This window comes from Gemmatimonas sp., from assembly GCF_044344655.1.
Classification (GTDB): Bacteria; Gemmatimonadota; Gemmatimonadetes; order Gemmatimonadales; family Gemmatimonadaceae; genus Gemmatimonas.
This window is the reverse complement of sequence record NZ_JBIJCN010000013.1, coordinates 38,878-60,712: the sequence shown is the minus strand read 5'-3', so window position 1 is coordinate 60,712 and position 21,835 is coordinate 38,878. Positions and strand designations below refer to the sequence as shown.

Annotated in this window: 18 protein-coding genes; 10 read left to right on the top strand and 8 right to left on the bottom strand. The window is 67.4% G+C overall.

Features of this window, described 5'->3' with window-relative positions; genetic code table 11:
* Positions 1-239: 239 nt before the first annotated feature.
* From queA to ruvB, 3 genes are all read right to left on the bottom strand, one after another.
* A complete protein-coding gene (queA, locus tag ACIQ51_RS05795) occupies positions 240-1,334 on the bottom strand; it encodes a tRNA preQ1(34) S-adenosylmethionine ribosyltransferase-isomerase QueA (protein ID WP_396204070.1) in 1,095 nt (364 codons plus the stop codon).
* Between the two features lie 90 nt (positions 1,335-1,424).
* The gene (locus ACIQ51_RS05790; RefSeq protein ID WP_396204069.1) at positions 1,425-3,722 is read right to left on the bottom strand and encodes a GWxTD domain-containing protein; all 2,298 of its coding nucleotides are present in this window, start codon (positions 3,720-3,722) and stop codon (positions 1,425-1,427) included.
* 18 nt (positions 3,723-3,740) lie between these two features.
* Positions 3,741-4,769 (bottom strand): Holliday junction branch migration DNA helicase RuvB, encoded by a 1,029-nt coding sequence (ruvB, locus tag ACIQ51_RS05785; protein ID WP_396204068.1) that lies wholly within the window; start codon positions 4,767-4,769, stop codon positions 3,741-3,743.
* A gap of 122 nt (positions 4,770-4,891) precedes the next feature.
* Between ruvB and ACIQ51_RS05780 the strand changes: the two genes are divergently transcribed.
* From ACIQ51_RS05780 to ACIQ51_RS05765, 4 genes are all read left to right on the top strand, one after another.
* Entirely contained in the window at positions 4,892-5,419 is a 528-nt protein-coding gene (locus ACIQ51_RS05780) for a DUF3299 domain-containing protein (RefSeq protein ID WP_396204067.1), read from the top strand.
* Positions 5,420-5,425: 6 nt separating this feature from the next.
* On the top strand, positions 5,426-6,172 hold the full coding sequence (locus tag ACIQ51_RS05775) for an ABC transporter ATP-binding protein (protein WP_396204066.1): 747 nt from the start codon (positions 5,426-5,428) through the stop codon (positions 6,170-6,172).
* Positions 6,172-7,710, top strand: coding sequence for an ABC transporter permease (locus ACIQ51_RS05770; protein WP_396204065.1), 1,539 nt, complete (start codon positions 6,172-6,174; stop codon positions 7,708-7,710). Before ACIQ51_RS05775 ends, ACIQ51_RS05770 begins: the two co-directional genes overlap by 1 nt.
* A gap of 64 nt (positions 7,711-7,774) precedes the next feature.
* Positions 7,775-9,418, top strand: a complete 1,644-nt coding sequence (locus tag ACIQ51_RS05765) for a M28 family peptidase (RefSeq protein ID WP_396204064.1) — start codon at positions 7,775-7,777, stop codon at positions 9,416-9,418.
* A 111-nt stretch (positions 9,419-9,529) separates the two neighbouring features.
* On the opposite strand, the gene ruvA is transcribed toward ACIQ51_RS05765, so the two are convergent.
* The 4 genes from ruvA to ACIQ51_RS05745 all read right to left on the bottom strand — a co-directional run bounded on the left by ruvA (position 9,530) and on the right by ACIQ51_RS05745 (position 11,895).
* Positions 9,530-10,120 (bottom strand): Holliday junction branch migration protein RuvA, encoded by a 591-nt coding sequence (ruvA, locus tag ACIQ51_RS05760; RefSeq protein WP_396204063.1) that lies wholly within the window; start codon positions 10,118-10,120, stop codon positions 9,530-9,532.
* A complete protein-coding gene (gene ruvC / locus ACIQ51_RS05755) occupies positions 10,117-10,674 on the bottom strand; it encodes a crossover junction endodeoxyribonuclease RuvC (protein WP_396204062.1) in 558 nt (185 codons plus the stop codon). The genes ruvA and ruvC overlap by 4 nt, the downstream gene beginning before the upstream one ends.
* A 10-nt stretch (positions 10,675-10,684) precedes the next feature.
* The gene (locus ACIQ51_RS05750; protein ID WP_396204061.1) at positions 10,685-11,428 is read right to left on the bottom strand and encodes a YebC/PmpR family DNA-binding transcriptional regulator; all 744 of its coding nucleotides are present in this window, start codon (positions 11,426-11,428) and stop codon (positions 10,685-10,687) included.
* A 71-nt stretch (positions 11,429-11,499) separates the two neighbouring features.
* Positions 11,500-11,895, bottom strand: a complete 396-nt coding sequence (locus ACIQ51_RS05745) for a hypothetical protein (RefSeq protein ID WP_396204060.1) — start codon at positions 11,893-11,895, stop codon at positions 11,500-11,502.
* Positions 11,896-11,949: 54 nt separating this feature from the next.
* Between ACIQ51_RS05745 and ACIQ51_RS05740 the strand changes: the two genes are divergently transcribed.
* The 5 genes from ACIQ51_RS05740 to ACIQ51_RS05720 all read left to right on the top strand — a co-directional run bounded on the left by ACIQ51_RS05740 (position 11,950) and on the right by ACIQ51_RS05720 (position 18,298).
* Positions 11,950-13,512: a response regulator gene (locus ACIQ51_RS05740; protein WP_396204059.1), complete on the top strand. Its 1,563-nt coding sequence runs from the start codon at positions 11,950-11,952 to the stop codon at positions 13,510-13,512.
* Positions 13,513-13,520: 8 nt separating this feature from the next.
* Positions 13,521-15,410 (top strand): ABC transporter ATP-binding protein, encoded by a 1,890-nt coding sequence (locus ACIQ51_RS05735; RefSeq protein ID WP_396204058.1) that lies wholly within the window; start codon positions 13,521-13,523, stop codon positions 15,408-15,410.
* Between the two features lie 2 nt (positions 15,411-15,412).
* Complete coding sequence (locus ACIQ51_RS05730) at positions 15,413-16,291, top strand: ABC transporter permease (RefSeq protein ID WP_396204071.1); 879 nt, start codon at positions 15,413-15,415, stop codon at positions 16,289-16,291.
* Positions 16,292-16,471: 180 nt separating this feature from the next.
* A complete protein-coding gene (locus ACIQ51_RS05725) occupies positions 16,472-17,617 on the top strand; it encodes an aminotransferase class V-fold PLP-dependent enzyme (RefSeq protein ID WP_396204057.1) in 1,146 nt (381 codons plus the stop codon).
* 99 nt (positions 17,618-17,716) lie between these two features.
* Complete coding sequence (locus ACIQ51_RS05720) at positions 17,717-18,298, top strand: GNAT family N-acetyltransferase (RefSeq protein WP_396204056.1); 582 nt, start codon at positions 17,717-17,719, stop codon at positions 18,296-18,298.
* A gap of 19 nt (positions 18,299-18,317) precedes the next feature.
* Here ACIQ51_RS05720 and tyrS read toward each other — a convergent pair whose 3' ends face one another.
* Positions 18,318-19,613, bottom strand: coding sequence for a tyrosine--tRNA ligase (gene tyrS, locus ACIQ51_RS05715; RefSeq protein ID WP_396204055.1), 1,296 nt, complete (start codon positions 19,611-19,613; stop codon positions 18,318-18,320).
* Positions 19,614-19,679: 66 nt separating this feature from the next.
* Between tyrS and ACIQ51_RS05710 the strand changes: the two genes are divergently transcribed.
* On the top strand, positions 19,680-21,833 hold the full coding sequence (locus ACIQ51_RS05710) for a penicillin-binding protein 1A (protein WP_396204054.1): 2,154 nt from the start codon (positions 19,680-19,682) through the stop codon (positions 21,831-21,833).
* Positions 21,834-21,835 lie beyond the last annotated feature (2 nt).

Here is a 21,835-nt window from a genome sequence, read left to right as displayed (position 1 = left end):
CGCCCACCGCCCCGCGCCGCGCCCCCCACCCCGACTACGACTGCCGTGCGCCCCCGACCCGAGCAGCGACGCCGACCGTTGGAAGACTACGACCGTGGTGGCAGTGCCCACACCGTAGTGGCAGTGCCTAAACCGTAGTGGCCGTGCCTCGACTCCGACCCGGGCAGAAACCAAAACCCCGACCCCGACCGCAGTTCGGGTCGTGATCGGGGGGCGGCGGTCCACATGTCGCGGTGGCGTCAGATGATCGCCATCGCGTCGCCGTACGAGTAGAAGCGGTAATCCATCTCGACCGCCGTTCTGTAGGTCGACATCGTGAGGTCGTAGCCTGCAAATGCCGCCACCAACATGACGAGCGTCGACTTCGGCAGGTGGAAGTTCGTGATCAGGTGATCCACGCCGCGGAAGGTGTATAGCGGCCGCAGGAAGATGTTCGTTTCGCCGCGGAACGCGCGCACGATCCCGTCCTCGCCCGTCGCCGTTTCGAGTGTGCGTACTCCCGTTGTGCCGACGACCCAGATCTTGTTGCCGCGCGCCCGTACCGCGTTGAGGCGGTGCGCGCTCTCTTCCGTGACCTCGCACCACTCCTCGTGCATCACGTGCAGCGACGGATCGTCGTCGCTGACCGGTCGGAACGTGCCCGCGCCCACGTGCAGCAGCACCGGCACCCGCTCCACCCCCTTCGCGTCGAGCGCGGCGATCAGCTCGTCGGTGAAGTGCAGCCCGGCCGTCGGTGCCGCCACACTTCCTGCCTGGTCGGCGTAGACCGTCTGGTAGCGGGACTCGTCGCCCGCTTCGTCCGCGCGCTCGATGTACGGCGGCAGCGGCACATGCCCGTGCGTTTCGATCGCCTCAAGCGGATGGCCCGTGGTGTGGAGCTTCACGATGCGCGTGCGGCGCGGCGTGGTGTCCATAATCTCCACCGTGAAGCCATCGGCGATCGTGACCGTACGTCCCGGACGCAGCTTGCCGCCCGGGTGGATCATCGCTTCGTAGTACGTCCCTGGCGCCCCGTGTTCGACGGGACGGAGCAGCAGGATCTCCGCCGGCCCGCCACTCTCACGGTGCCCCAGCAAGCGGGCGCGGAACACCTTGGTGGTGTTGAGCACCAGCGCGTCGCCGTCGGGGATCAACGAGAGCACATCGCGAAACGTGCGATGCGTCAGCGTGCCCGATCGCCGATCGACGACGAGCAGACGGCTCGCATCGCGCGGCTCGACCGGATGCTGCGCGATGCGGGCTTCCGGAAGCTCGTAGTCGTAGTCGGAGGTACGGGACCCCTTGGGACTCCCCTCGGGGCTCGCCACCTGCACGGAATCAGACGAGACGGTCATAGAAGGAGCGAAAGACAATCGAAACGGGCGGCGAGCGCAACGGCTCTCCGTGATTTCGTCCCGCCGTGGCGTACGATCGTCACTCCGCCGTTACCGGAGAGAGAACTCCGTGTCCCGGAAAACCTTCTTGCCGGACCCCAGGTCCGAAATTTCCACGCGCAACGTGTAACGGCCGGCCGGTGCATCGCTCATGTCGAGCGAGAGGAACTCCACCAGCGTGGGGGCGGCCGGTGCGCTGCGATCGAAGGTGATGGTGAACTTGTCCCGCGACGCCTGCGTGCGCCCCACCGCGCGTCCGAGGCCGTCCATGGCCCGTACGGCGAACCCCAGCGGGCCGCCTCGCTCGGTGCGTTCCACCGCGATGGCCACGCGATACCGGCCGGTACCGTCCTTCGCGGACAGGTCGTACACCTCCCAGAGCAACCCGAGCGACGCGCCACGGGTGATGCTGCCCTCGGTGGGGGTAATCTCCACGTCGCGCCACCGCGTGGGCGCCGCGTTACCGCGTGCGCTCGGCTTGGAGCCCAGCAGCACGTCACTCATGCCGAAGCCCCGCGTGACGACCGGATCGAGACGCACCATCGCCCGCGCCGCCCGCCGGGTGTCTGCCTGGAAGGCTTCGAGACGCACGACGTTGATCCCCGGGCCGAGCTTCCGGGTGTACGTACGCCGCGCGTAGGCGTTCGTGGAATCGGCGGCGAACCGCGCCTGTGACGACTCCACCCCCTGCACGCGCACAAATTGGTCGAATACGCGGAAGTCGAAGTCCACCGGCACCTCGGCCAGCGTCGCACCGCGGGTGAGGGAATCGAGCGACACGCGTGCGGCCAACACCAGATCGGTGGTGTCGCCGGTCCCCCGGAAGCGCGCCACCCGCACCGGAATGGAATCGATGAGGCGTGACGTGGGCATATTCGCGAACGACACCGGCACGGCGTCGCGCGCCTTTTCCACGAAATCGCGATCGGCCACGGCGTGCCGCGCTGCCCCGAAGGCGCGCGAGAGGTCGAAGAAGAACGTGAGCCCCTGATTGTACGCCCAGGTGATCGTGATGCCGTTGTCCTGCGCCAGCCCCTGAATGAACGAACTGCCAACAGTGGCGACCTCGTAGTCTGGCGGGCCGTAGCGGATGTACGTGTCGCCCCGATCGGTTTCGGCGCCGCGGATCCCCAGGTCGTCACTGCTGAACCGGAACTCGGCGTACACCACGCGCGCGAGGAACTCGAGGCGGTACTCGTTTTCCGACGTGAGGGCGAGCGGATCGTTCATGAGCCAGTACATCGCCTCGAGTCCGCGCTTCTGCTCCGCCGGCAGCTTGGCGTAGCTCAGCGAATCGCCGCCGGCATTCTGCTTGTCGGCCGAGGGGCGCGGGCGGAGGATGCGGGTGAAGCGGGAGTAGTAGGCCGCTTCGCCTTCGTCCATCATCGACGTCGCGCTGTCGAAGGCCGCGCGCGCCTCGGGGTACTTCTCGAGGCGATGATAGGCGAGGCCGAGCGCGAGTCGTGACTGGTAGTCGAGGGGAAACTGCACGGCGCGGCGCTTGGCCACGTCGCGCAATCCGGTCCAGTCCTTCCGCTCCGCGAGCGCCATGAACAGATGGCGGCTGTACCGCAGGTTCGATGAGTCGGCCTCGATCGCCATGCGGAAATACTCGAGCGCCTTGTTGTAGGCGGCGCCACCGGTCGGCGGCTCGATGCGCCGCGCGAAGCTCTGGACGTACGCCAGCGCATCCTTGCGCTGGAACGCGTTGTTGTTCGTGAGCTGGATGCGCTGGTTGTCCGTGGTCAGCGCCCGATTGGCGGTGCCTTCGTAGTCGCGCCAGGCGGCATCGCCGATGGCGTCGGCTGCCTGTGCGAGGAGCCGGGTGTCACGGGTGGTGGTCGCCGCCTTCAGGGCATCGTCGAACTGCCCGCGGGCCGACGCCATGACGGAGGCATACCCGCTGCGCAGGTTGAACGCGGCGAGGGTGAGCAGGTAGCGCGCGCTGTCGGGCGCATACTGTGCGGCGAGCCGGAGGGACGAATCGGCGGCCGCCACGCGGCGCACCAGCTTCTGGTCCTTGTAGCGCCCGGGACGCATCCCCACGCCGGTCTGGTTCCAGAGCAGGGAACCGAGGTAGTACCACGACACGGCGTCGCGCGGATTGCGGCGGACCGCGTCCTCGAGCAGCGCGAGCGCCTGCGTGGTGTCACCCTGACCCGCGATCGAGTCGGCGCGGGCAGCCACGGACCCCGACGCCGCGCCAATGGGAGTGACCTGGCTGACCATCTGCGCCTGCACGGCGCCGGGCAGGCCGACGATGATGCTGCCAACGACCACGGCCAATCGGGGAAAACGGCGGGCAATGCTCACGGTGACGCTCGAAAAGCGCCGGTCATTCGCCGGCATTGAAAGAAGGGGATGCGGCTAGAACAGTCCTGGTTGCTCGGCGGCACCGATCGGCGGAACGAAGCCAAGGTGCCGATAGGCGTGCGCCGTGGCCACGCGCCCTCGCGGAGTGCGCTGGAGAAAGCCGTGCTGAACGAGGAACGGTTCATATACCTCTTCGATGGTCCCGGGATCCTCGCCGATGGCCGCAGCGATGGTGCCGAGGCCCACCGGTCCACCGTCGAACTTTTCGATGATTGCCTTGAGCAGCCGCGTATCCATGTCATCGAGCCCGAAGTGGTCCACGTCGAGGAGGGCCAGTGCCGCCTGCGCGACGTCGAGCGTGATCCGACCGTTGGCGCGCACCTGGGCGTAGTCGCGGACACGTCTCAGCAGGCGGTTCGCCACGCGCGGCGTGCCCCGCGACCGCTTCGCGATCTCGTGTGCCCCTGCGGCGTCCATCTCCACGCGCAGCACGTCACCGGTGCGGCGCACAATGACTTCGAGTTCCTCGACCGGGTAGAACGCCAGCTGGTGCACGAGCCCAAAGCGCGCCCGCATGGGGGCGGTCAGCATGCCGAGCCGCGTGGTCGCGCCCACCAGTGTGAACTTCTCGATGTTCATGGTGACCGTTTGCGCCTTCGGCCCTTCCGAGAGGCGGATGTCGATCTTGTAGTCCTCCATCGCGGGATAGAGGAACTCCTCGATCACCGGGCGCAGGCGATGGATTTCGTCGATGAACAGCACGTCGCCTTCGCGCAGGTTGGTGAGCGGGCCCACCAGATCGCCGGGCTTTTCGAGAGCGGGGCCGGAGGTGGTGGTGAGGTTCACTCCCAGTTCCCGCGCGATGAGGTCGGCGAGCGTCGTCTTGCCCAGCCCCGGGGGGCCGAAGAAGAGAATGTGGTCGAGCGGCTCACGCCGCGCCCGCGCCGCGTCGATGGCGATGGCGAGGCTTTCCTTGACCTTCTTCTGTCCGATGAACTCGGCGAGCCGCTGGGGGCGCAGCGAGAGCTCAACGAGGCCCTCCTCGGCCAGGGCTTCGGGCGTGGTGATTTCGGCGCGGGACATGACCCAATATATCCCGAAGAACCGAATGCTCCGATGACACCCGTTTTCTGTGAGCGCCCACCTAGCAACATTTGGGCACCCCGGGCGTATCTTTAGGTATCCCGTCCCAACCGAGAGCTTTCATGACGCGTCGTTCCAATTCGCTGTGGTCCATTGCCGGTCTGGCCACCCTCGTGGTGGTGGGGTCGGCGTTCACGTCGCCGGGCAAGCCGCTGCCGCGGGTGGTCAGGGTCACGACGCCGGCCACGTCGGCCACGGCGGAGGCGGGGGTGTCGCAGGCGCCGTCGAACATCGATTGGCGCGTGCTCGCCGGGCTCGATTACACCAACGGGAAAGCCACCGATACCCTCAAGAAGCTCGAGGGGAAGACGGTGCGCATTCCGGGGTTCGTGGTGCCGCTCGACGACTTCCAGGAGGAAGGGGCGGAGTTCCTGCTGGTGCCGTACTACGGTGCCTGCGTGCACACGCCGCCGCCGCCGCCGAACCAGATCGTGATGGTCGAGATGACCGGGAAGAAGGCGGTCAAGCTGAACCTGTTCGACGCGGTGTGGATGTCGGGCAAGCTCAAGATCGCGAGTGTGGAGAGCCCGTACGGGACCGTGGGCTACACACTCGAAGGGCTGAAGGTCGAACCGTACTCCTCCAAGTAAGGGCGCATGGTCACATCGTCGACGGCGCTGGCCGTCGAGCTGTCCAAGGTTCGTTTCGCCTACCGCACCGGGCATGACGTGCTGGCGATCGAGGCACTCGCGATCGGCCGAGGGGAAACGGTGTTCCTGCACGGGCCGAGCGGCAGTGGCAAGACCACGCTGCTCGGCCTTCTTGCCGGGGTGCTGCCGGCCACGTCGGGGCAGGTGAAGGTGCTGGGCGAGGATTTCGCCCGTATGTCGAGCGGCGCGCGTGATGCCTTCCGCGCCCGCCACCTGGGCTACGTGTTCCAGATGTTCAATCTCATCCCGTATCTCTCGGTGCAGGAGAACATCCTGCTCCCCATCCGCCTCGAGGCGGCGCGCCGCGAGCGGCTGCAGGGCCGTTCGTTCGACGACGCTGTGCGTGACGTGGCGTCGCAGCTCGACATCGAGCGCTATCTCGCCACGCCGATCGGCGAGTTGAGCGTGGGGCAGCAGCAACGTGTGGCGGCCGCGCGCGCCCTGATCGGCAGCCCCGACGTGGTGATTGCCGATGAGCCCACGAGTGCACTCGATACCGACCGGCGCGAACAGTTTCTCGAACTGCTGTTCCGCTCGTGCGAGAAGGCCCGCGCCACGCTGGTGTTCGTGAGCCACGACCACACGCTCATGCCGCTTTTTTCGCGTATCGTGGAGCTGGCGGAGATCAATACGGCGGCGGAGCGGTGGCGTCGCCCCACGGCGTCGCACGCGGCGCGCGGGGGGCGCGACTGATGCTCATCCTGCGTCTCGCCCTCGCCTCACTCCGAAGCCGCAAGCTCACCACGGCGCTTACGGTCGCGAGCATCGCACTGTCGGTCACGCTGTTGGTGGGCATTGAAACGGTGCGTGCCGGTGTGCGCGACAGCTTTGCCGGCACCATTCGCGGTGTGGACCTGATCGTGGGCGCGCGCGGCGGGACGCTGCAAGTGCTCCTCAGCAGCGTGTTCGGCATCGGCAGTCCCTCCGGGTCGGTGCAGCGGCGCACCATGCAGCGCTGGCAGCAGCACCCGGCGGTGAAGTGGGTTGTGCCGTATTCACTTGGCGACAGCCATCGCGGCTTCCGTGTGGTGGGTACCAGCACCGAGTTCTACGAGCGCTACCGGTTCCGCAAGGACGGTCGCATCACCTTCGCGGCCGGCCGTGCCGCGCAGGCCGACAGCGAGGTCGTGGTGGGGAGCGAAGTGGCCGAGCGTCTCATGTACGCGGTGGGGACGCCGGTGGTGGTCACGCACGGCTTGCGTGACATCGGCACCAGCAACCACGACGCGCATCCGTTCCGTGTGGTCGGGATCCTCGCGCGCACGTTCACCCCGATCGATCGATCGGTGTACGTGACGCTGGAGGGGATCGAGGCGATGCACGAGGAGGGAGAGCTGGGCGTCGCCCCGGCGGGCGGCGTTCAGGGCGCAGGGACCGGGAAGCAGGCAGCACGTGGCAGGAACGACGCGATCATTGCGGCCAACAGGCGGCGCGCGGCGGCGATTCCCACGGCGCCGCCGGCAGGTGTGCCAATGGCGATGCCGGGGGCAGAACCGCCGCCGGGGACACCCACGGTGATGCCGGGAGCTGCGCCGCCGCCGGGCACACCACTGGTCATGCCGGGGGCCTCCCCGCCGCCCGCCGTGGCGCCGTCACCGCCGCCGATTGCGCCGCCCGAGGCGCCACCCGAGGCGCCGCCCGTTCCCGACGACGCCGAGGTGGAGCACGACCACGGCGACGACCAGATCACGGCGTTCTTCGTGGGGACCAAGAATCGCTTCGAAGCGCTGATGCTGCAGCGCGAGATGAACACCGACCTCGTAGAGCCGCTCACCGCGATCATTCCCGGCGTGGCACTCGGTGAGCTGTGGCAGAATATCGGCAGCGCCGAAGTGGGGCTGCGTGTGATTGCCATCTTCGCCGTGGCGATCAGCATCACTGGTATGCTCGTGGCGCTCTATTCGTCGCTCGAGGCACGCCGCCGCGAAATGGCGATTCTGCGTGCGATCGGCGCCGGCCCGCGCACGATTCTCTCGCTGCTCGTGCTGGAAAGCACGTTGCTCGCGTTCCTTGGCTGCGTGATCGGCGTCGTGATCGTGTACGGCGGGCTGGCGATCGCGCAGTCGCCGATTGAACAGCGTTTCGGCATTCACCTCGCCTTTCGCGCTCTCGGCGAGACCGAATATGCGTACCTCGCGATGGTGATGGCCGCCGGCATGCTGATCGGCTTCGTGCCCGCGTGGAAGGCGTACCGGACCAGCCTCGTGGATGGGTTGTCGCCGCGGGCGTGAGATGGAGCGCCGACGCCAGCAGTCCCTCACTCGAAACCCGTCACCCGACACCCGACACTCCCCCATGGCCCGCCTCTCCCTTCTTACCCTCTCCCTGCTCGCGGCCTCGGCGTCTGCCTCCACGGCCAACGCCCAGCGCCCGGGTGGTCCCCAGCGTCCGCCGTCGGCCCCCAATCCGCAGGGGCTCCCAGTGTCGCTCGCACCCGAGTACGTACGCACGTCGGCGCCCACCGATCCGAACATCGTCACGCTGTTCGAGGAGGGGATGCAGCGATCACAGGCGCCGCGCTTCGCGCAGGCGCTGCTCGACTCGATCGGGCCGCGACTCACCGGCTCGCCCAACATGAACCGTGGGCAGGACTGGTTGCTGGCTACATACAAGCAGCTGGGCGTGAGGGCACGCAAGGAACAGTATGGCACGTGGAACTCGTGGAAGCGTGGCGCGGCATTCGCGCAGCTCACCGCGCCCCGCGTGAAGCCGCTCGAGGTCACGATGCTCTCGTGGAGTGGCAATACGGCGGGCAAGTGGGTGGACGGCGCCGTGGTCACCCTCGAGCCGTACCGCACGCCGGACGAGTTCAAGGCCTGGCTGCCCAGTGTGAAGGGGAAGGTGGTGCTGGCCAGTGCGCCGAGGCTGTCGTGCCGCATGGCGCAGCAGGTCGCGGAGTTTGCCACACCGGCCACGGCCGCAGCGCTTGATTCGGCCCAGCGCGACCTCACGGCCACATACCAGGGGCTCACACAGCGTGTCTCCACCTTCTACGCCGATCTCAAGGCGGCGGGTGCCGTGGCGGTGTTCGAATCGAACTGGTCGCAGTATCCCGGGGTCGACAAGATCTTCGGATCGCCGCGCAACAGTGCACTCCCCACGTTCGACATCGGCTGCGAAGACTACGGCATGCTGTTCCGTCTGGCGCAGAACAAGCAGGGCCCACAGGTGCGCCTGATGGCGGAGAGCGAGTTCCTTGGCGAGCAGCCGGTGTTCAACGTGATCGCCGAGATCAAGGGGTCGAAGAAGCCCGATGAGTACGTGATTCTGTCGGCGCACTTCGACAGCTGGGAAGGCCACAGCGGCGCCACCGATAACGCCACGGGTACCGTCACCATGCTCGAAGCGCTGCGACTGCTCAAGAGCGTGCTCCCCAATCCGTCGCGCACCATTCTCGTGGGGCACTGGAGTGGTGAAGAGCAGGGGCTCAACGGCTCCGGCGCCTTCGCCGCGGATCATCCCGAGGTCGTGAAGGGACTGCAGTTCGCCTTCAATCAGGACAACGGGACTGGCCGTATCGTGAGCACCGGGCCGAGCATCCTGCCGGAAAACGGACCGCGTCTCGCGCAGTACATGGCGCAGATGCCGTCGCAGCTCACGCAGTACATCCGCCTCGGCGGCCCCAGTGGCATTGGCGGTGGCAGTGATCACGCCAGCTTCCTCTGCTACGGCGCGCCCGCCGCCAGCCTCGGGGCGCTCTCGTGGGACTACAGCAATAGCACGTGGCACACCAATCGTGATTCGTACGACAAGGTCGTGCTCGATGATCTCAAGCACAACGCCACGCTCACGGCGATGTTCGCGTATCTCGCGAGCGAAGATCCGCAGCCCAGCTCACGCACGCTCATGACCCCGCTGCCGAACGGCCCGAACGGCCAGCCAATTACGATCCCGAGCTGCGGCAAGCCGCAGCGGGAGTCGACGGGGTACCGGCGGTAACCGTCTGCACTGCGTACTGACAACGTGTACGGAAAACAGAAAACTCCCTGCGCACTGCGGGGAGTTTTCTGTCTTCAATGACAGGGGTGAGTGGTCCGTGCCGACGGCCGTTCACCGTCCCGTCAGCTTCCCCAGCGCTGCCCTCACCACCACGCTCACGTCTCCGCCGCCACTCTCGAGCACGGCACGTACGGCGCGATCGGCCTCGGCCTGGTTGTAGCCAAGGGCGATGAGTGCGCGGATCGCATCATCGGCCACCGGGCTGCTCGTGCCGCTGGTGGCAGGTCCGCTGCCCACGCTGTCGACCTTGTCGGCGAGATCGAGGATGATCTGCTCCGCCTTCTTTCGCCCCACGCGGGGGACACGCATCAGGGTGGTCACGTCCTTCTCGCGCAGGGCCTTCACGACGCGCTCGGGGGTGAGGGCCGAGAGAATGCCGAGGGCGAGCGCGGGGCCCACGCCCTTGGCATTGAGCAGCTTCTGGAAGACCGCGCGTTCGTAGCCGTGTGAGAAGCCGTAGAGGTGCCACGCATCTTCGCGTACCGAGAGATGCGTGTGTAGCGTGACCTTCTCCCCCTCGGCGGGAAGCGCCTCGAATACGGAGAGGGGAATGAGGCATTCGTAGGCCAGTCCGCCCGCGGTCATGATTTCCACGCGGTCGAGGGCTTTCGAAACGATCGTGCCGGACACCTGGGCGATCATGGGCGGGGCTTCGGGGTGCGCAAGGCGTTCCTGCCACGGACATCGGCGAGCGTGGGCAGTGTGAAGTGCGGGAGCGTGGGGAGCGACGCGGAGAGACAGGCGCAGAGGGCAGCGGCCACCCCGTCGGCCGCATCGGCCGGCTCGGGGGCGGCCTTGAGCCGCAACAGCCGCGTCACCATGAACTGCACCTGCTCCTTGCTGGCGCCACCGCGTCCGGTGATGGCCTTCTTGATCTCCGAGGGCGGGTACTCGTGGATCGTGAGCGCCGCCTGCTGCGCCGCGAGGAGGATCACGCCGCGCGCATGCCCGAGCACGACGGTGGTGCGCACGTTCTTGGCGTAGAACACGTCCTCGATGCTGAGCGTATCGGGCCGGTGGCGGGCGATCAACTCGGTGATCCCCTCGTGTACGTCGTGCAGGCGCTGCGGCAGCGGATCGCGCGCCGTGGTGCGGATGACGCCGCACTCGACGAGGGAGGTGGCGCGTCCATCGAAGGCCACCACCCCGAAGCCCGTGACGGCCGTGCCCGGGTCGATGCCGAGCACCAGCCTCACGGTAGGTGCCTCACGCGCCGGCCATCGCGTCTTCATCCATCTCGAAGTTCGCATCGACCTTTTGCACGTCGTCGAGCTCTTCGAGCGCCTCGAGCAGCTTGAGGAGGTTGACGGCGTTGTCGCCTTCCACTTTCACGCTGCTCTTGGGAACCCACGCCAGTTCCGCGTCGTCGATCTTGTATTGCTTCGACTCCAGCCCTTCCTTCACGGCGTGGAGCGAGGCGGGTTCGGTCGTGATGACGAACACGTCGCCTTCATTCGCGACGTCGTCGGCGCCCGCCTCGAGGGCGGCCTCGATGAGCGTGTCTTCGTTGACACCGTCCGCCGGCACGGTCATCTGCCCCTTCCGGTCGAACATGAACGCCACCGAGTTGCTGGTGCCCATGTTGCCGTTGTTGCGCGAGAGCTTGTGGCGCACGTCGGCAACGGTCCGCGTGGGGTTGTCGGTGACCGCCTGAATCATGATCGCCACGCCGCCGGGTCCGTACGCCTCGTACAGCACCTCGGTGTAGTCGGCGCCTTCAAGCTCGCCGGTGCCCTTCTTGATGGCGCGTTCGATGTTGTCCTTGGGCATCGACACCGCCTTGGCGTTGTCGATGGCGGTGCGAAGGCGCGGATTGCCGCCCGGATCACCGCCGCCAAGTTTGGCGGCCATGGTGATTTCGCGAATGAGCCGCGTGAAGAGCGAGCTGCGCTTCTTGTCAGTCGCCGCCTTGGCGCGCTTGATCGTCTTCCATTTACTATGGCCTGCCATCGCTTGCCTCAGGGTCGTGGTCCGGCGGGAAAAATAACTGGACCGGGAGGTGGGCTGCAGGGTGCGGCGGATCAGGTCCCTGCGAGCTGCCGGGCGAGTTTCTCGAGCTCCTGAACGGACGGGCCGTCGAGGTGGGCGCCGGCGGCGGCCACGAGGGCGCGCAGGGCGCCGGCCACCTGCAACGTGGTGCCGGTGGTGGCCTCCACGCACCGCGCAAAGGGCACGCGCGTGGCGGCCGGCAGCGCCAGCGAGGCGAGCCACACCTTGGCTGCCGTGGCGCGGGTGGCCCGGTCGGCGGGAGGCAGCGCCTCGCCACTCGCCACGCCCTGCGACAGACGGGCCACGAGCAGCGCGGCCAGCGCCACTTCGCGGCCACCGCCCAAAGGCAGACGCCCGGCGAGGGTCGCCAGGGCAGGGAATGGGAACCGGAGGGATTCCACAGCGTAGGGGAGGGGATCGCTCAGCACGGGTGAAAACTATCACCGAACGGGCCCTCTCGAAATCGTGTATCTTCCCGGGATATGGCGCAACCGGCAAAGACCATCCTGTGGGTAGACGACGAGGCCGAGCTCCTCGAGCCGCATCGGCTCCTGCTGGGGGACAAGGGGTATGTGGTGCAGACCGCCACGAACGCCGACGATGCGCTGGAGTTGTTGCGCCGGCATCCGTACGATCTGGTGCTGCTCGACGAGCAGATGCCGGGCACCCGCGGGCTTGACGCCTACAAGGACATCCGGGAGCTGTGGCCCACGCTGCCCGTGGTCATGGTCACCAAGAGCGAGGAGGACGCCACGCTGAAGGAGGCGATCGGCGCCAACATCCGCGACTACCTGGTGAAGCCGGTCACACCGCGGCAGGTGCTGTCGGTCATCACGAAGATTCTCGATGGCCCCCTCATCCGCTCGCAGGCCATGGCGCGCGCCTTCGTGGAGCGCTTTCGGGCCATCGAGAGCGAGCGGTACGCCGCGCTCGACTGGCGCGGCTGGATCGACCGGTTCGCGGAGCTGATGCAGTGGGACGTAGATCTCGCCGAAGCGGGGGAGCTGGGCCTGCACGAATCCCTGCGCGGGCTCTACCCCGACATGCACCGCGCCTTCGCCGAATTCATGCGCACCGGGTATCCGCGCTGGTTACGTGAGCTCGATGGGGACCGGCCGCCGTTGTCGGTCGATGTCTTCCAGGAGTTCGTGTTGCCGGTGCTGGGGCGGGAGCGCAAGGTGATCTTCGTGGTGATCGATTGCCTGCGCCTCGATCAGTGGCGGGTGCTCGAGCCGCTGCTCGCGCCGCTGTTCGACGTGGAGACCACGCACTACTACTCGATCCTCCCCACCGCCACGCCGTACGCCCGCAACGCGTTGTTCAGCGGACTCTTTCCGGGAGAGATCGCGGCGCGCTTCCCCGATTGGTGGGGCGAGCGCGACGACGAATCGCTCAACGCGCACGAGAAGGATCTGTTGGTGGCCCAGCTGGAGGAGCTGCAGGTCCAGGCGCCGGTGCGCTACCAGAAGATCACCACGACCGCCGACGCCGATGATCTCGAACGGCATCTCCCCGCGGCGATCGCCGGCGACGGCGTGCATGCCTTCGTGTTCAATTTCGTGGACATGCTCACGCATGGCCGATCGGAGTCGATGGTCCTGTATGAAGTCGCGCGCGACGAGATCGCGCTGCGTGCGCTCACGCGGCAGTGGTTCGAGCGGTCGTCGCTGCTGTCGTTGCTCAAGGAGGCGTCGCGACGCCACGTGAGCGTGGTGGTGACCAGCGACCATGGCGCCCTGCACTGCAACACACCGGCCACGGTGTTTGCCAAGCGCGATGCCACGGCCAACCTGCGGTACAAGTTTGGCGAGGACATCCGCGCCGAGCGGAGCGAGCAGGCGTTGCTGTTCAGCAATCCCGATGACCTCCGGTTGCCGCACCGGGGGCCGGGCAGCAACACGCTGATGGCGGCGGGTGACACGTTTTTCGTGTATCCCACCAAGTTGCGGGAGTATCAGGGGCGCTATCGTGGCTCGTTCCTGCACGGGGGCGTGACGCCGGAGGAGTGCATCCTTCCGGTGTCGCTGCTCACCCCGCGGCGCTGAGCGCGAGCGTGTCGCCTACCGGAACCCATCGCGCACCGGCCTCCGTACTGTGGCGGCGGCTGTGGCGCTTCGTCGGACCGCATACGGGGAAACTGGTGGTGGTCGTGCTGCTCAACGCGGCCGCCGCCTTCGCCGACGTCTTCTCCTTCGCGCTGCTGGTGCCGTTCTTCAACGCCTTCTTCAAGGCGGACCAGCTGCTCCCCGCGAGTGGCACCATCGGCCGCGTGCTCGACGCCACCATCGGCTTCCTGCTGAACGAGCAGGACCGCATGGGCTCGTTGCGCAACGTGATGCTGATCGTGATCGGCGCCGTCACCCTCAAGAACACGCTGATCTGGCTCAGCGGGCAAGTCGGCGTGCAGCTGCAGGAGTACGTGGTGCGCGACCTGCGCAACGCGGTGTACTCGCACCTGCTGCGCCTGCCACTGCCGTGGTTCACCCGCAACAAGGTGGGACAGGTCATTTCCCGCGTGCTGTCCGATACGGCGACGGCCAAGACGGTGGTGACGGAGCTCGTCACGCGCACGATGTGGAGCGGCGCTCAGGTGATCGCCACGCTGGTGGCGATGTTCACCACGAGTTGGCGGCTCTCGCTGGCCGCGCTGGTGATCGCGCCGGTCACGATCGGCGCGATCCAGCCAGTACTGCGCAAGCTGCGCCGGGGGTACCGCCGCCTCGGCGACGAACAGGGCGAGATGACGAGTCTCGTCCAGGAAGTGGTGAGTGGGGTGCGGCTCGTGAAGTCGTACCGCGCCGAGGCGCGCGAGGAGCAGAAGTTCCACGAGCGCAACGGCGCGTTCGCGCGCGGGTTCGTCAAGGTGGGGCGCCTGGCGCTGCTCTCGGGCCCCGTGACGGAAACACTCGGCACCTTCACGGCCGTGGCGATCCTCTTTTACGGGGCGCAGCTGGTGTTGGTGCAGGGCACGCTGACGGGCGCGGAACTGCTGGTATTCCTCGTGCAGGTCATGCGCCTGCTGCAGCCGCTCAAGCAGCTCTCGCAGGCGCCGGCAGCGGCGCAGCAGTCACTCGCCAGCGCCGAACGGCTGTTCGAGATTCTCGACGCCGGCACCGAAACGGACACCGACCGCGGCACCCGCACCGACGTGCGCTTTGAGCGCGAGCTGGTGTTCGATCGGGTCACGTTCGCCTACGATGCCGATGCCACCGCACTGTCGGAGATCTCCTTCGTCGCAAAGAAGGGCGAAGTGGTGGCGCTGGTGGGGGCGAGCGGCGCGGGCAAGAGCACACTCGTCGATCTCATCCCACGCTTCCTCGACCCCACGGGGGGACGCGTGCTGGTGGATGGCGTGGACCTCCGCGAGATCCGTCTCGAGGCACTCCGGTCGCTCACGGGGATCGTGAGTCAGGACACGGTACTCTTCAACGACACCGTGCGCGCCAACGTGGCGTTCGGTCGGCCCGACGCCACGCGTTCGCAGCTCGACGCTGCGGCGCGCGCCGCCAATGCGCTGGGCTTCATCGAGGCGCTGCCGCAGGGGTGGGACACCAACCTTGGCGAGCGCGGCACCCGACTCTCCGGCGGGCAGCGTCAGCGCCTCGCGATCGCGCGTGCACTCGTAAGCGATCCACCCATTCTCATCCTCGACGAAGCCACCAGTGCGCTCGACGTGGAGAGTGAGCGGCTCGTGCAGGAAGCGATCGACCGTCTGCTGGTGGGTCGCACCGTCTTCGTCATCGCTCACCGATTGGCGACCATTCAGCACGCGGATCGGATCCTCGTGCTGGACGGTGGGCGGCTGGTGGAGGAGGGGACGCATGCGGCGTTGCTCACGAGCGGCGCCGTCTATGCGCGCCTGCATGCGCTGCAGTTCGACCCTCGCGGCGCCGACGAAGCCGCGCCGGCAGTTGACGCCGAACCCACGGGCTCGCCCAGCTGATGATGCCGTCGCTTGCTGCCGCCTCGCCCGCTCCCGCTCCCGCTCCGACGGCGAAGGACGGCTGGTCGCGGCTCCGCCGTGACGGTCGGAGTTGGGTCGGGCTGGGGGTGGTGGCGGTCATGATGCTGCTGGCGCTGGCCGCACCGCTGGTCACGCGGTACGAGCCGTCAGCGATCGACCTGCGCCACGCGCTCGAGGCGCCGAGTGTGCGTCACTGGCTTGGCACCGACGCGCAGGGCCGCGACGTGTGGGCGCGCCTCGTGTATGGTGCGCGCGTGTCGCTGCTGGTGGGTGTGGCCTCGCAGGGGATTGCGCTCCTGATCGGCGTGGCACTGGGGCTCGTGGCGGGCTATCGCGGTAAGTGGACCGACGACGCGGTCATGCGCCTGGCCGATGTCACGCTGGCCTTCCCGTCGCTGCTGCTGCTGATCGCGATGGCGGCGGCCTTCGAGCCCTCGCTCACCGTGGTGTGCGTGGTGATCGGCGTCGTTGGATGGGCGGGGATGGCCCGTCTCGTGCGCGGGCAGGTGCTGGTGGTGCGTGAGCTCGAGTACGTGCAGGCGATGCGCGCGCTCGGGGCGCGTGATGTGCGCATCCTGCTGCGGCACGTCCTGCCCAACGTGGTGGCGCCGGTCGTGATCGCCGCGACCCTTGGCATTGCCGGCGCCATCATGGCCGAAGCGGCGCTGTCATTTCTCGGACTTGGCGTGCAGCCCCCGACGCCCAGCTGGGGCGCGATGATCGCCGACGGCCGCGACCTGTCGCAGCTGCGCAATGCCCCCTGGACGTCGCTCGCGCCCGGGCTGGCGATCGGCGGTGCGGTCCTGGGTTTCAATCTGTTGGGCGACGCGTTGCGCGACGCGCTCGACCCACGGGGCTGAAGGCGGTGCGGCAGCGCGCCTGATGTCCCGCGCGCTCCCATGCGGCGTGCGCTCCGGTAAGTTCCTCGTGACGTCGGACAGTCAGGGTGCGGTTTCGGGTATCGGACCGTGATCGCCGACCGTCCCTGTGCGTCGGTTCTTCGCCCTTTGCCGTCCGACTCTGATTTCCGGGCCGTTTCCATGCGTCACGTCGCCGAGCTCCGCACCCGTGAGTTTCCCGGGCTGGTCGCCGATTCTGGCATTTATCTGAATGCCGCGTCGGTGGGCCCCATGCCGCAGTCGGCGGTCGAGGTGGCGAACCGTTGGAGTGCCCTGCGCGCGCAGCCGGATCGCATTCCGTTCCAGGCGCTGCTCGATGCGGCGGCCACGGCACGCGCGCAGTTTGCCGCGCTCGTGGGGGCAGAGGCGACGGAGATCGCGCTCATGCCCAACACCACGTACGGGCTGAACCTCGCGGCGCGCGCGCTGCCACTGCGCCCCGGCGTGATCCTCTCGTTCGACGGCGAGTTCCCGAGCTGCGTCTACCCGTTTCAGGCGCTGGGTTCGCGTGGGGTAGAGCTTGAGCTCATCCCGCGCGTAAACGGACTCCCCGATGAAGACGGGCTGGTGCAGGCGATCGAACGACGGACCGACGTGGTGGCCGTGGTCGTGAGCTGGACGCAGTTCGCCACGGGGTTTGTGGCGGATCTCGAGCGCATCGGCCGCGCCTGCTGGGCGCGCGGGGCGTTCTTTATCGTGGACGGTATCCAGTCGTGCGGTATCCGCCCGATCGACCTGCCGACGCTCCCGGTGGACATTTTCGCGAGCGGTGCGCAGAAGTGGCAGCTTGCACCGTGGGGGACCGGCTTCGTGTACGTGCGCAAGGGTCTGGTGACCGCGCTCGACCCGCACGACGTGGGATGGGCGTGCATGAAGAGCACGACCGACTACACCCGCCTCACCGAGTACGAATTCGATTTCTTTGACGACGCCCGCCGCTTCGAGGTGGTGACGTTGGCGTACCACGACTTCGCGGTGGCCAACGCATCGACGAAGATGCTGCTCGACACGGGGGTGACCAATGTCGCCGCTCATATCGAGGCCCTGGGTACTCGCATCGTGGACTGGATCGCTTCCCGTCGTGACGTGCGATTGGTCACCCCGGCGGACCCGTCGCGCCGGGCGGGTGTGGTGTCGTTCACCTCGACGACACTCGATGCCATGGCCGCGCGCCTGCAGGCGGCTCGCGTGAGTCACACGGTGCGCGAGGGCGCCATTCGGCTGTCGCCGCACCTGTACAACACGGTCGAGGAGATCGACGCCGTGCTGGCCCGTCTCGACGCCTGACCGGAAGCAGGGCGGACCGGGGCAATCGTGCGGCGGCACTGGTTCTGGCGGCCGGATCTTGCATGATTAAGGAGCGGACGTGTTCCTCTTCCCCCGCTCATGAGCCGACTCCCGAAGGATCGCCACCCGATGGCCCTGGCCGAGCGCACCGTGGCGGAAGCGCTGCGGTTCTTTGCGCGCCAGGCCCCCCGTGATGGGCATGGCCACGCGCCGGCACCGCTGCCACGGGAGTCTGACGACGGCCAGTTGATCGTGATGGCGGACGAGCGTACGCTCACCGCGACCCCACTCGCCCGCGCCATGCTGGTCCACGAGCCGGCCGCCATGCTGCTCGACATGATGCGCTTCGATGTGAGCCACGAGGAGTGGGCCCAGTACGCCACGGGCGGTGATCGCCACGTGGGCGCCATGCGCGGTGGTGTACTTGTGGCGCTGGCCACCGCCGATCGCGCTGAGGGGTGTCTGTCACGCGTGCGCGTGCTCGTGACCCCCACCTTCCGGCAGAAGGGATTCGGGCACCTCGTGCTGCACCGGGTAGTACAGCAGCTGCTGCGTGACGGCCTGCTGCCATACGCGCGCATGGCCGCCATGGATCTGGGAGCGAGAGCGCTGGCGAGAGCCGCGGGGTTCGTGAACGTGACGCGGAACCTGACGATGCCGCTCCAGTTCGCGCCGCTCTGAACGGCTCAGATCTCAGAGCTCACGGCACCCGCACCAGCCCGAATTCGCGCTGGCCTTTCTTCACCAGCAGGTGCCGCCCTCGCAGCAGCCGTTCTTCGCTGATTACGCGATCGGCTGCGGTCAACTTAGCGCCGTTGACGCTCACGCCACCCTGCTCCAGCAGGCGCTTCGCCGCCCCCCGTGAGGCGGCAATCCCCAACAGGGTGAGGCACTCGTACACGTCGATCCCCGACTCCGGGGCCTGCTCGGCTGGCGGGACGTAGTCGGCGAACGGGATCTCGGCGCGCAACGCGGCGAGCGCGGCCTCGGAGAGCTGCTGTGGGTCTCCCTTCTCGAACAGCAGCGCCGACACTTCCTGTGCCACACGGGCAGCCTCGGCGCTGTGCACGCGGGTCGTCACGTCGTGGGCGAGCGCGCGTTGCGCGGCGCGCTTTCCGGGATCGGTGCGCACCGCCTCGTCGAGCGCCGTGATTTCTTCCGGCGACAGCAGCGTGTAGAAGCGCAGGTAGCGCGACACGTCCCGGTCGTCGGCCCCCATCCAGAACTGGTAGAACTTGTACGGCGAGGTGCGCTCGGGGTCGAGCCACACTGACCCACCGCCGGTGCTCTTGCCGAACTTCGTGCCGTCGGCATTGGTGATGAGCGGAAAGGTGAGCGCATGCGCCTCCGTGCCCGAGGCCTTGCGAATGAGCTCGAGACCGGCGGTGATGTTGCCCCACTGGTCGCTACCACCCATTTGCAGCGTGACGCCCTCGCGCTTGTGCAGTTCGAGGTAGTCGTATGCCTGCAGCAGCATGTACGTGAACTCGGTGTACGAAATGCCGTTCTCGAGACGGCTCTTCACCGAGTCCTTTGCCATCATGTAGTTCACGGAGAAGTACTTCCCCGTGTCGCGCAAGAAGTCGATCAGCGACACCGCGCACAGCCAGTCGGCGTTGTCGACCAGTTTGGCCGCGTTCGGACCTTCGAAATCGAGGAACTTGGCGAGTTGACGGCGGATGGCTTCCGCGTTGACGCGGATGGTGTCGAGGTCCTGCAGGTTGCGCTCGCTGCTGCGGCCGCTGGGGTCGCCGATCATGCCGGTCCCGCCGCCCACCAGCGCGATGGGACGATGGCCGGCGCGCTGCAGGTGCACCAATCCCATGATGGGAATGAGGTTGCCCACGTGCAGGCTCGACGCGGTGGGGTCAAACCCCACGTACGCGGTGACCTGACCGGCCAGAAACGCCGCAGGCAGCCCTTCGGTGTGCTGGTTGAGGAGCTCGCGCCAGGCGAGCTCCGCGAGTGGCGCGGGGGGATTGGTGAGCTCGGACATACCTGCAAGATACACGGACCGGCGACCGGTACCGATCCCTCGCCTGAGGTGTAGCTTGCACAGGTTATGGCATTCCTTTCCGGCCTGATGCGCCGCCCCTGGGTGGGGTGGCTTCTGATTCTCGGGATTTTCGGCGGCGCGCTGGGTGCCGGCACCCTCGTGGGGGCCTGGGCCGTCATCTGTCGCGACGGTCGCTGCCCGTCGATCGCCTCGCTCGAGGCCTACGTGCCGCGGCAGACCAGCAAGGTCTACGCGGCCGATGGCCGCTTCCTGACCGAGCTTGGGCTCGAGCGCCGGACGCTCACCAAGCTTTCCGACATCCCCAAGCACGTGCGCGACGCGGTGATCATCACCGAAGACAAGCGCTTCTACTCGCACGACGGGATCGACTACTTCCGCATCTTCGGCGCGCTGGCCCGCAACGTGAAGGCGGGGAGCTACGTGCAGGGTTTCAGCACGATCACCATGCAGCTCGCCCGCAACGTGTTCTCCGACCGCATTTCGCGCGAGAAGACGCTGCTGCGCAAGATCAAGGAAGCGCGCGTCGCCCGGGCCATCGAGCGTCGCTACAGCAAGGACAAGATCCTCGAGCTGTACCTCAATCAGGTCTACCTCGGCAACGGTGCGTACGGCGTGGAGACGGCGTCGCAACGCTATTTCGGCAAGTCGGTCCGTGACGTGACCGTGGCGGAGGCCGCCGTCCTGGCGGGGCTGCTGAAGGGCCCGGAGCGGTACAACCCGCGCCGTTTCGCCGACCGCGCCATTCTGCGTCGCAACACCGTCCTGGAGCTCATGCGCCGCGGCGGGGTCATCACCAACGCCGACGCCTCGCTCGCCAAGGCCTACCCGCTGCAGCTCGCCGAGCGCACCGAGTCGGGCGACGTGGCACCGTACTTCGTGGAGTGGGTGCGGCAGGAGCTCGAGCAGCACTTCGGGAAGCGGCTCTACGACGAAGGGCTCAAGGTGTACACGACGCTCGATGTCGACATGCAGACGGCGGCCGAGCGTTCGCTGGAGAACCAACTGCAGGCGATCGAGGCTGGCCGGCATGGTGTCTTCAAGCACCTCACATACGAGGCGTATCTGGCGCGCAGCGCCGAAGGGGGCGAGACCGGGGCGGCCAACACCCCATATCTGCAGGGCGCGTTCGTGGCGCTGGACCCCCGCACCGGTGCCGTCCGGGCGATGGTCGGGGGGCGCGACTACGGGGACAGCAAATTCAACCGCGCCACCCAAGCGATGCGCCAGCCGGGCAGCACCTTCAAGCCGATCGTCTACGCGGCCGCGGTGCACGAAGGCTTCGGCCCGGCGCAGGTGGTGGATGACTCGCCGATCTCGCTCGATCAGGTGAGCGGCGAATCGTGGACCCCGCAGAACTACGACATGAAGTTCCAGGGCGCGATGCCCATGCGGAAAGCGCTCTATCAGTCCCGCAATCTTGCGGCCATCCGGACCGGCCTCGCCGTGGGCAGCGACGCGGTGATCGCGATGGCGCGCCGTTTCGGCATCACCACGCCCATCCCGCCGTATCCGTCGATCTTCATCGGGTCGGCCGACACCTACCCGGTGCAGATGATCGGGGCCTACTCGGTCTTCGCCAACCTCGGACTGCGCACCACGCCGCACAGCATCAGCAAGGTGGAAAACGCGCAGGGGAAAGTGGTGTGGCAACCAGAGCTCGTGCGCGAAGCGGTGCTCTCGCCCGAAGAGTCGTGGCTGATGGTGAACATGATGAAGGACGTGGTGATTCGTGGCACCGGCGCGCGCGTGTGGAGCAGCGGGTTCCGCGTGCCTGCCGGCGGCAAGACCGGCACCACCAACGACGGCGCCGACGTGTGGTTTATCGGGTACACCGCCGACCTCGTGGCCGGCGTGTGGATGGGGTTCGACAAACCGCAAAAGATCAAAGCCAACGCGCAGGGGGGTGAACTCGCCGTGCCCGCATGGGCCGCGTTCATGACCGAGGTCTACCGGCGGAAGCCGCAGCCGCCAGATTGGCCACGCCCCGACGGGGTGGTGGTGCGCGAAATCGATCTCGCCACCGGTCGCCTCGCCAACAGCAGCTGCATGGGCAACATCGCCACGGAGTTCTTCGTGCAGGGGTACGAACCCACGAAGACGTGTACCGATGCGCCGGGCCCCTCGCCGTTTGGGTTGGATAGTGCGCGCGCGATGGTGAAGCGCGACACGGCCAATCCCTTCCGTCTGCCGCCGCAGTAAGG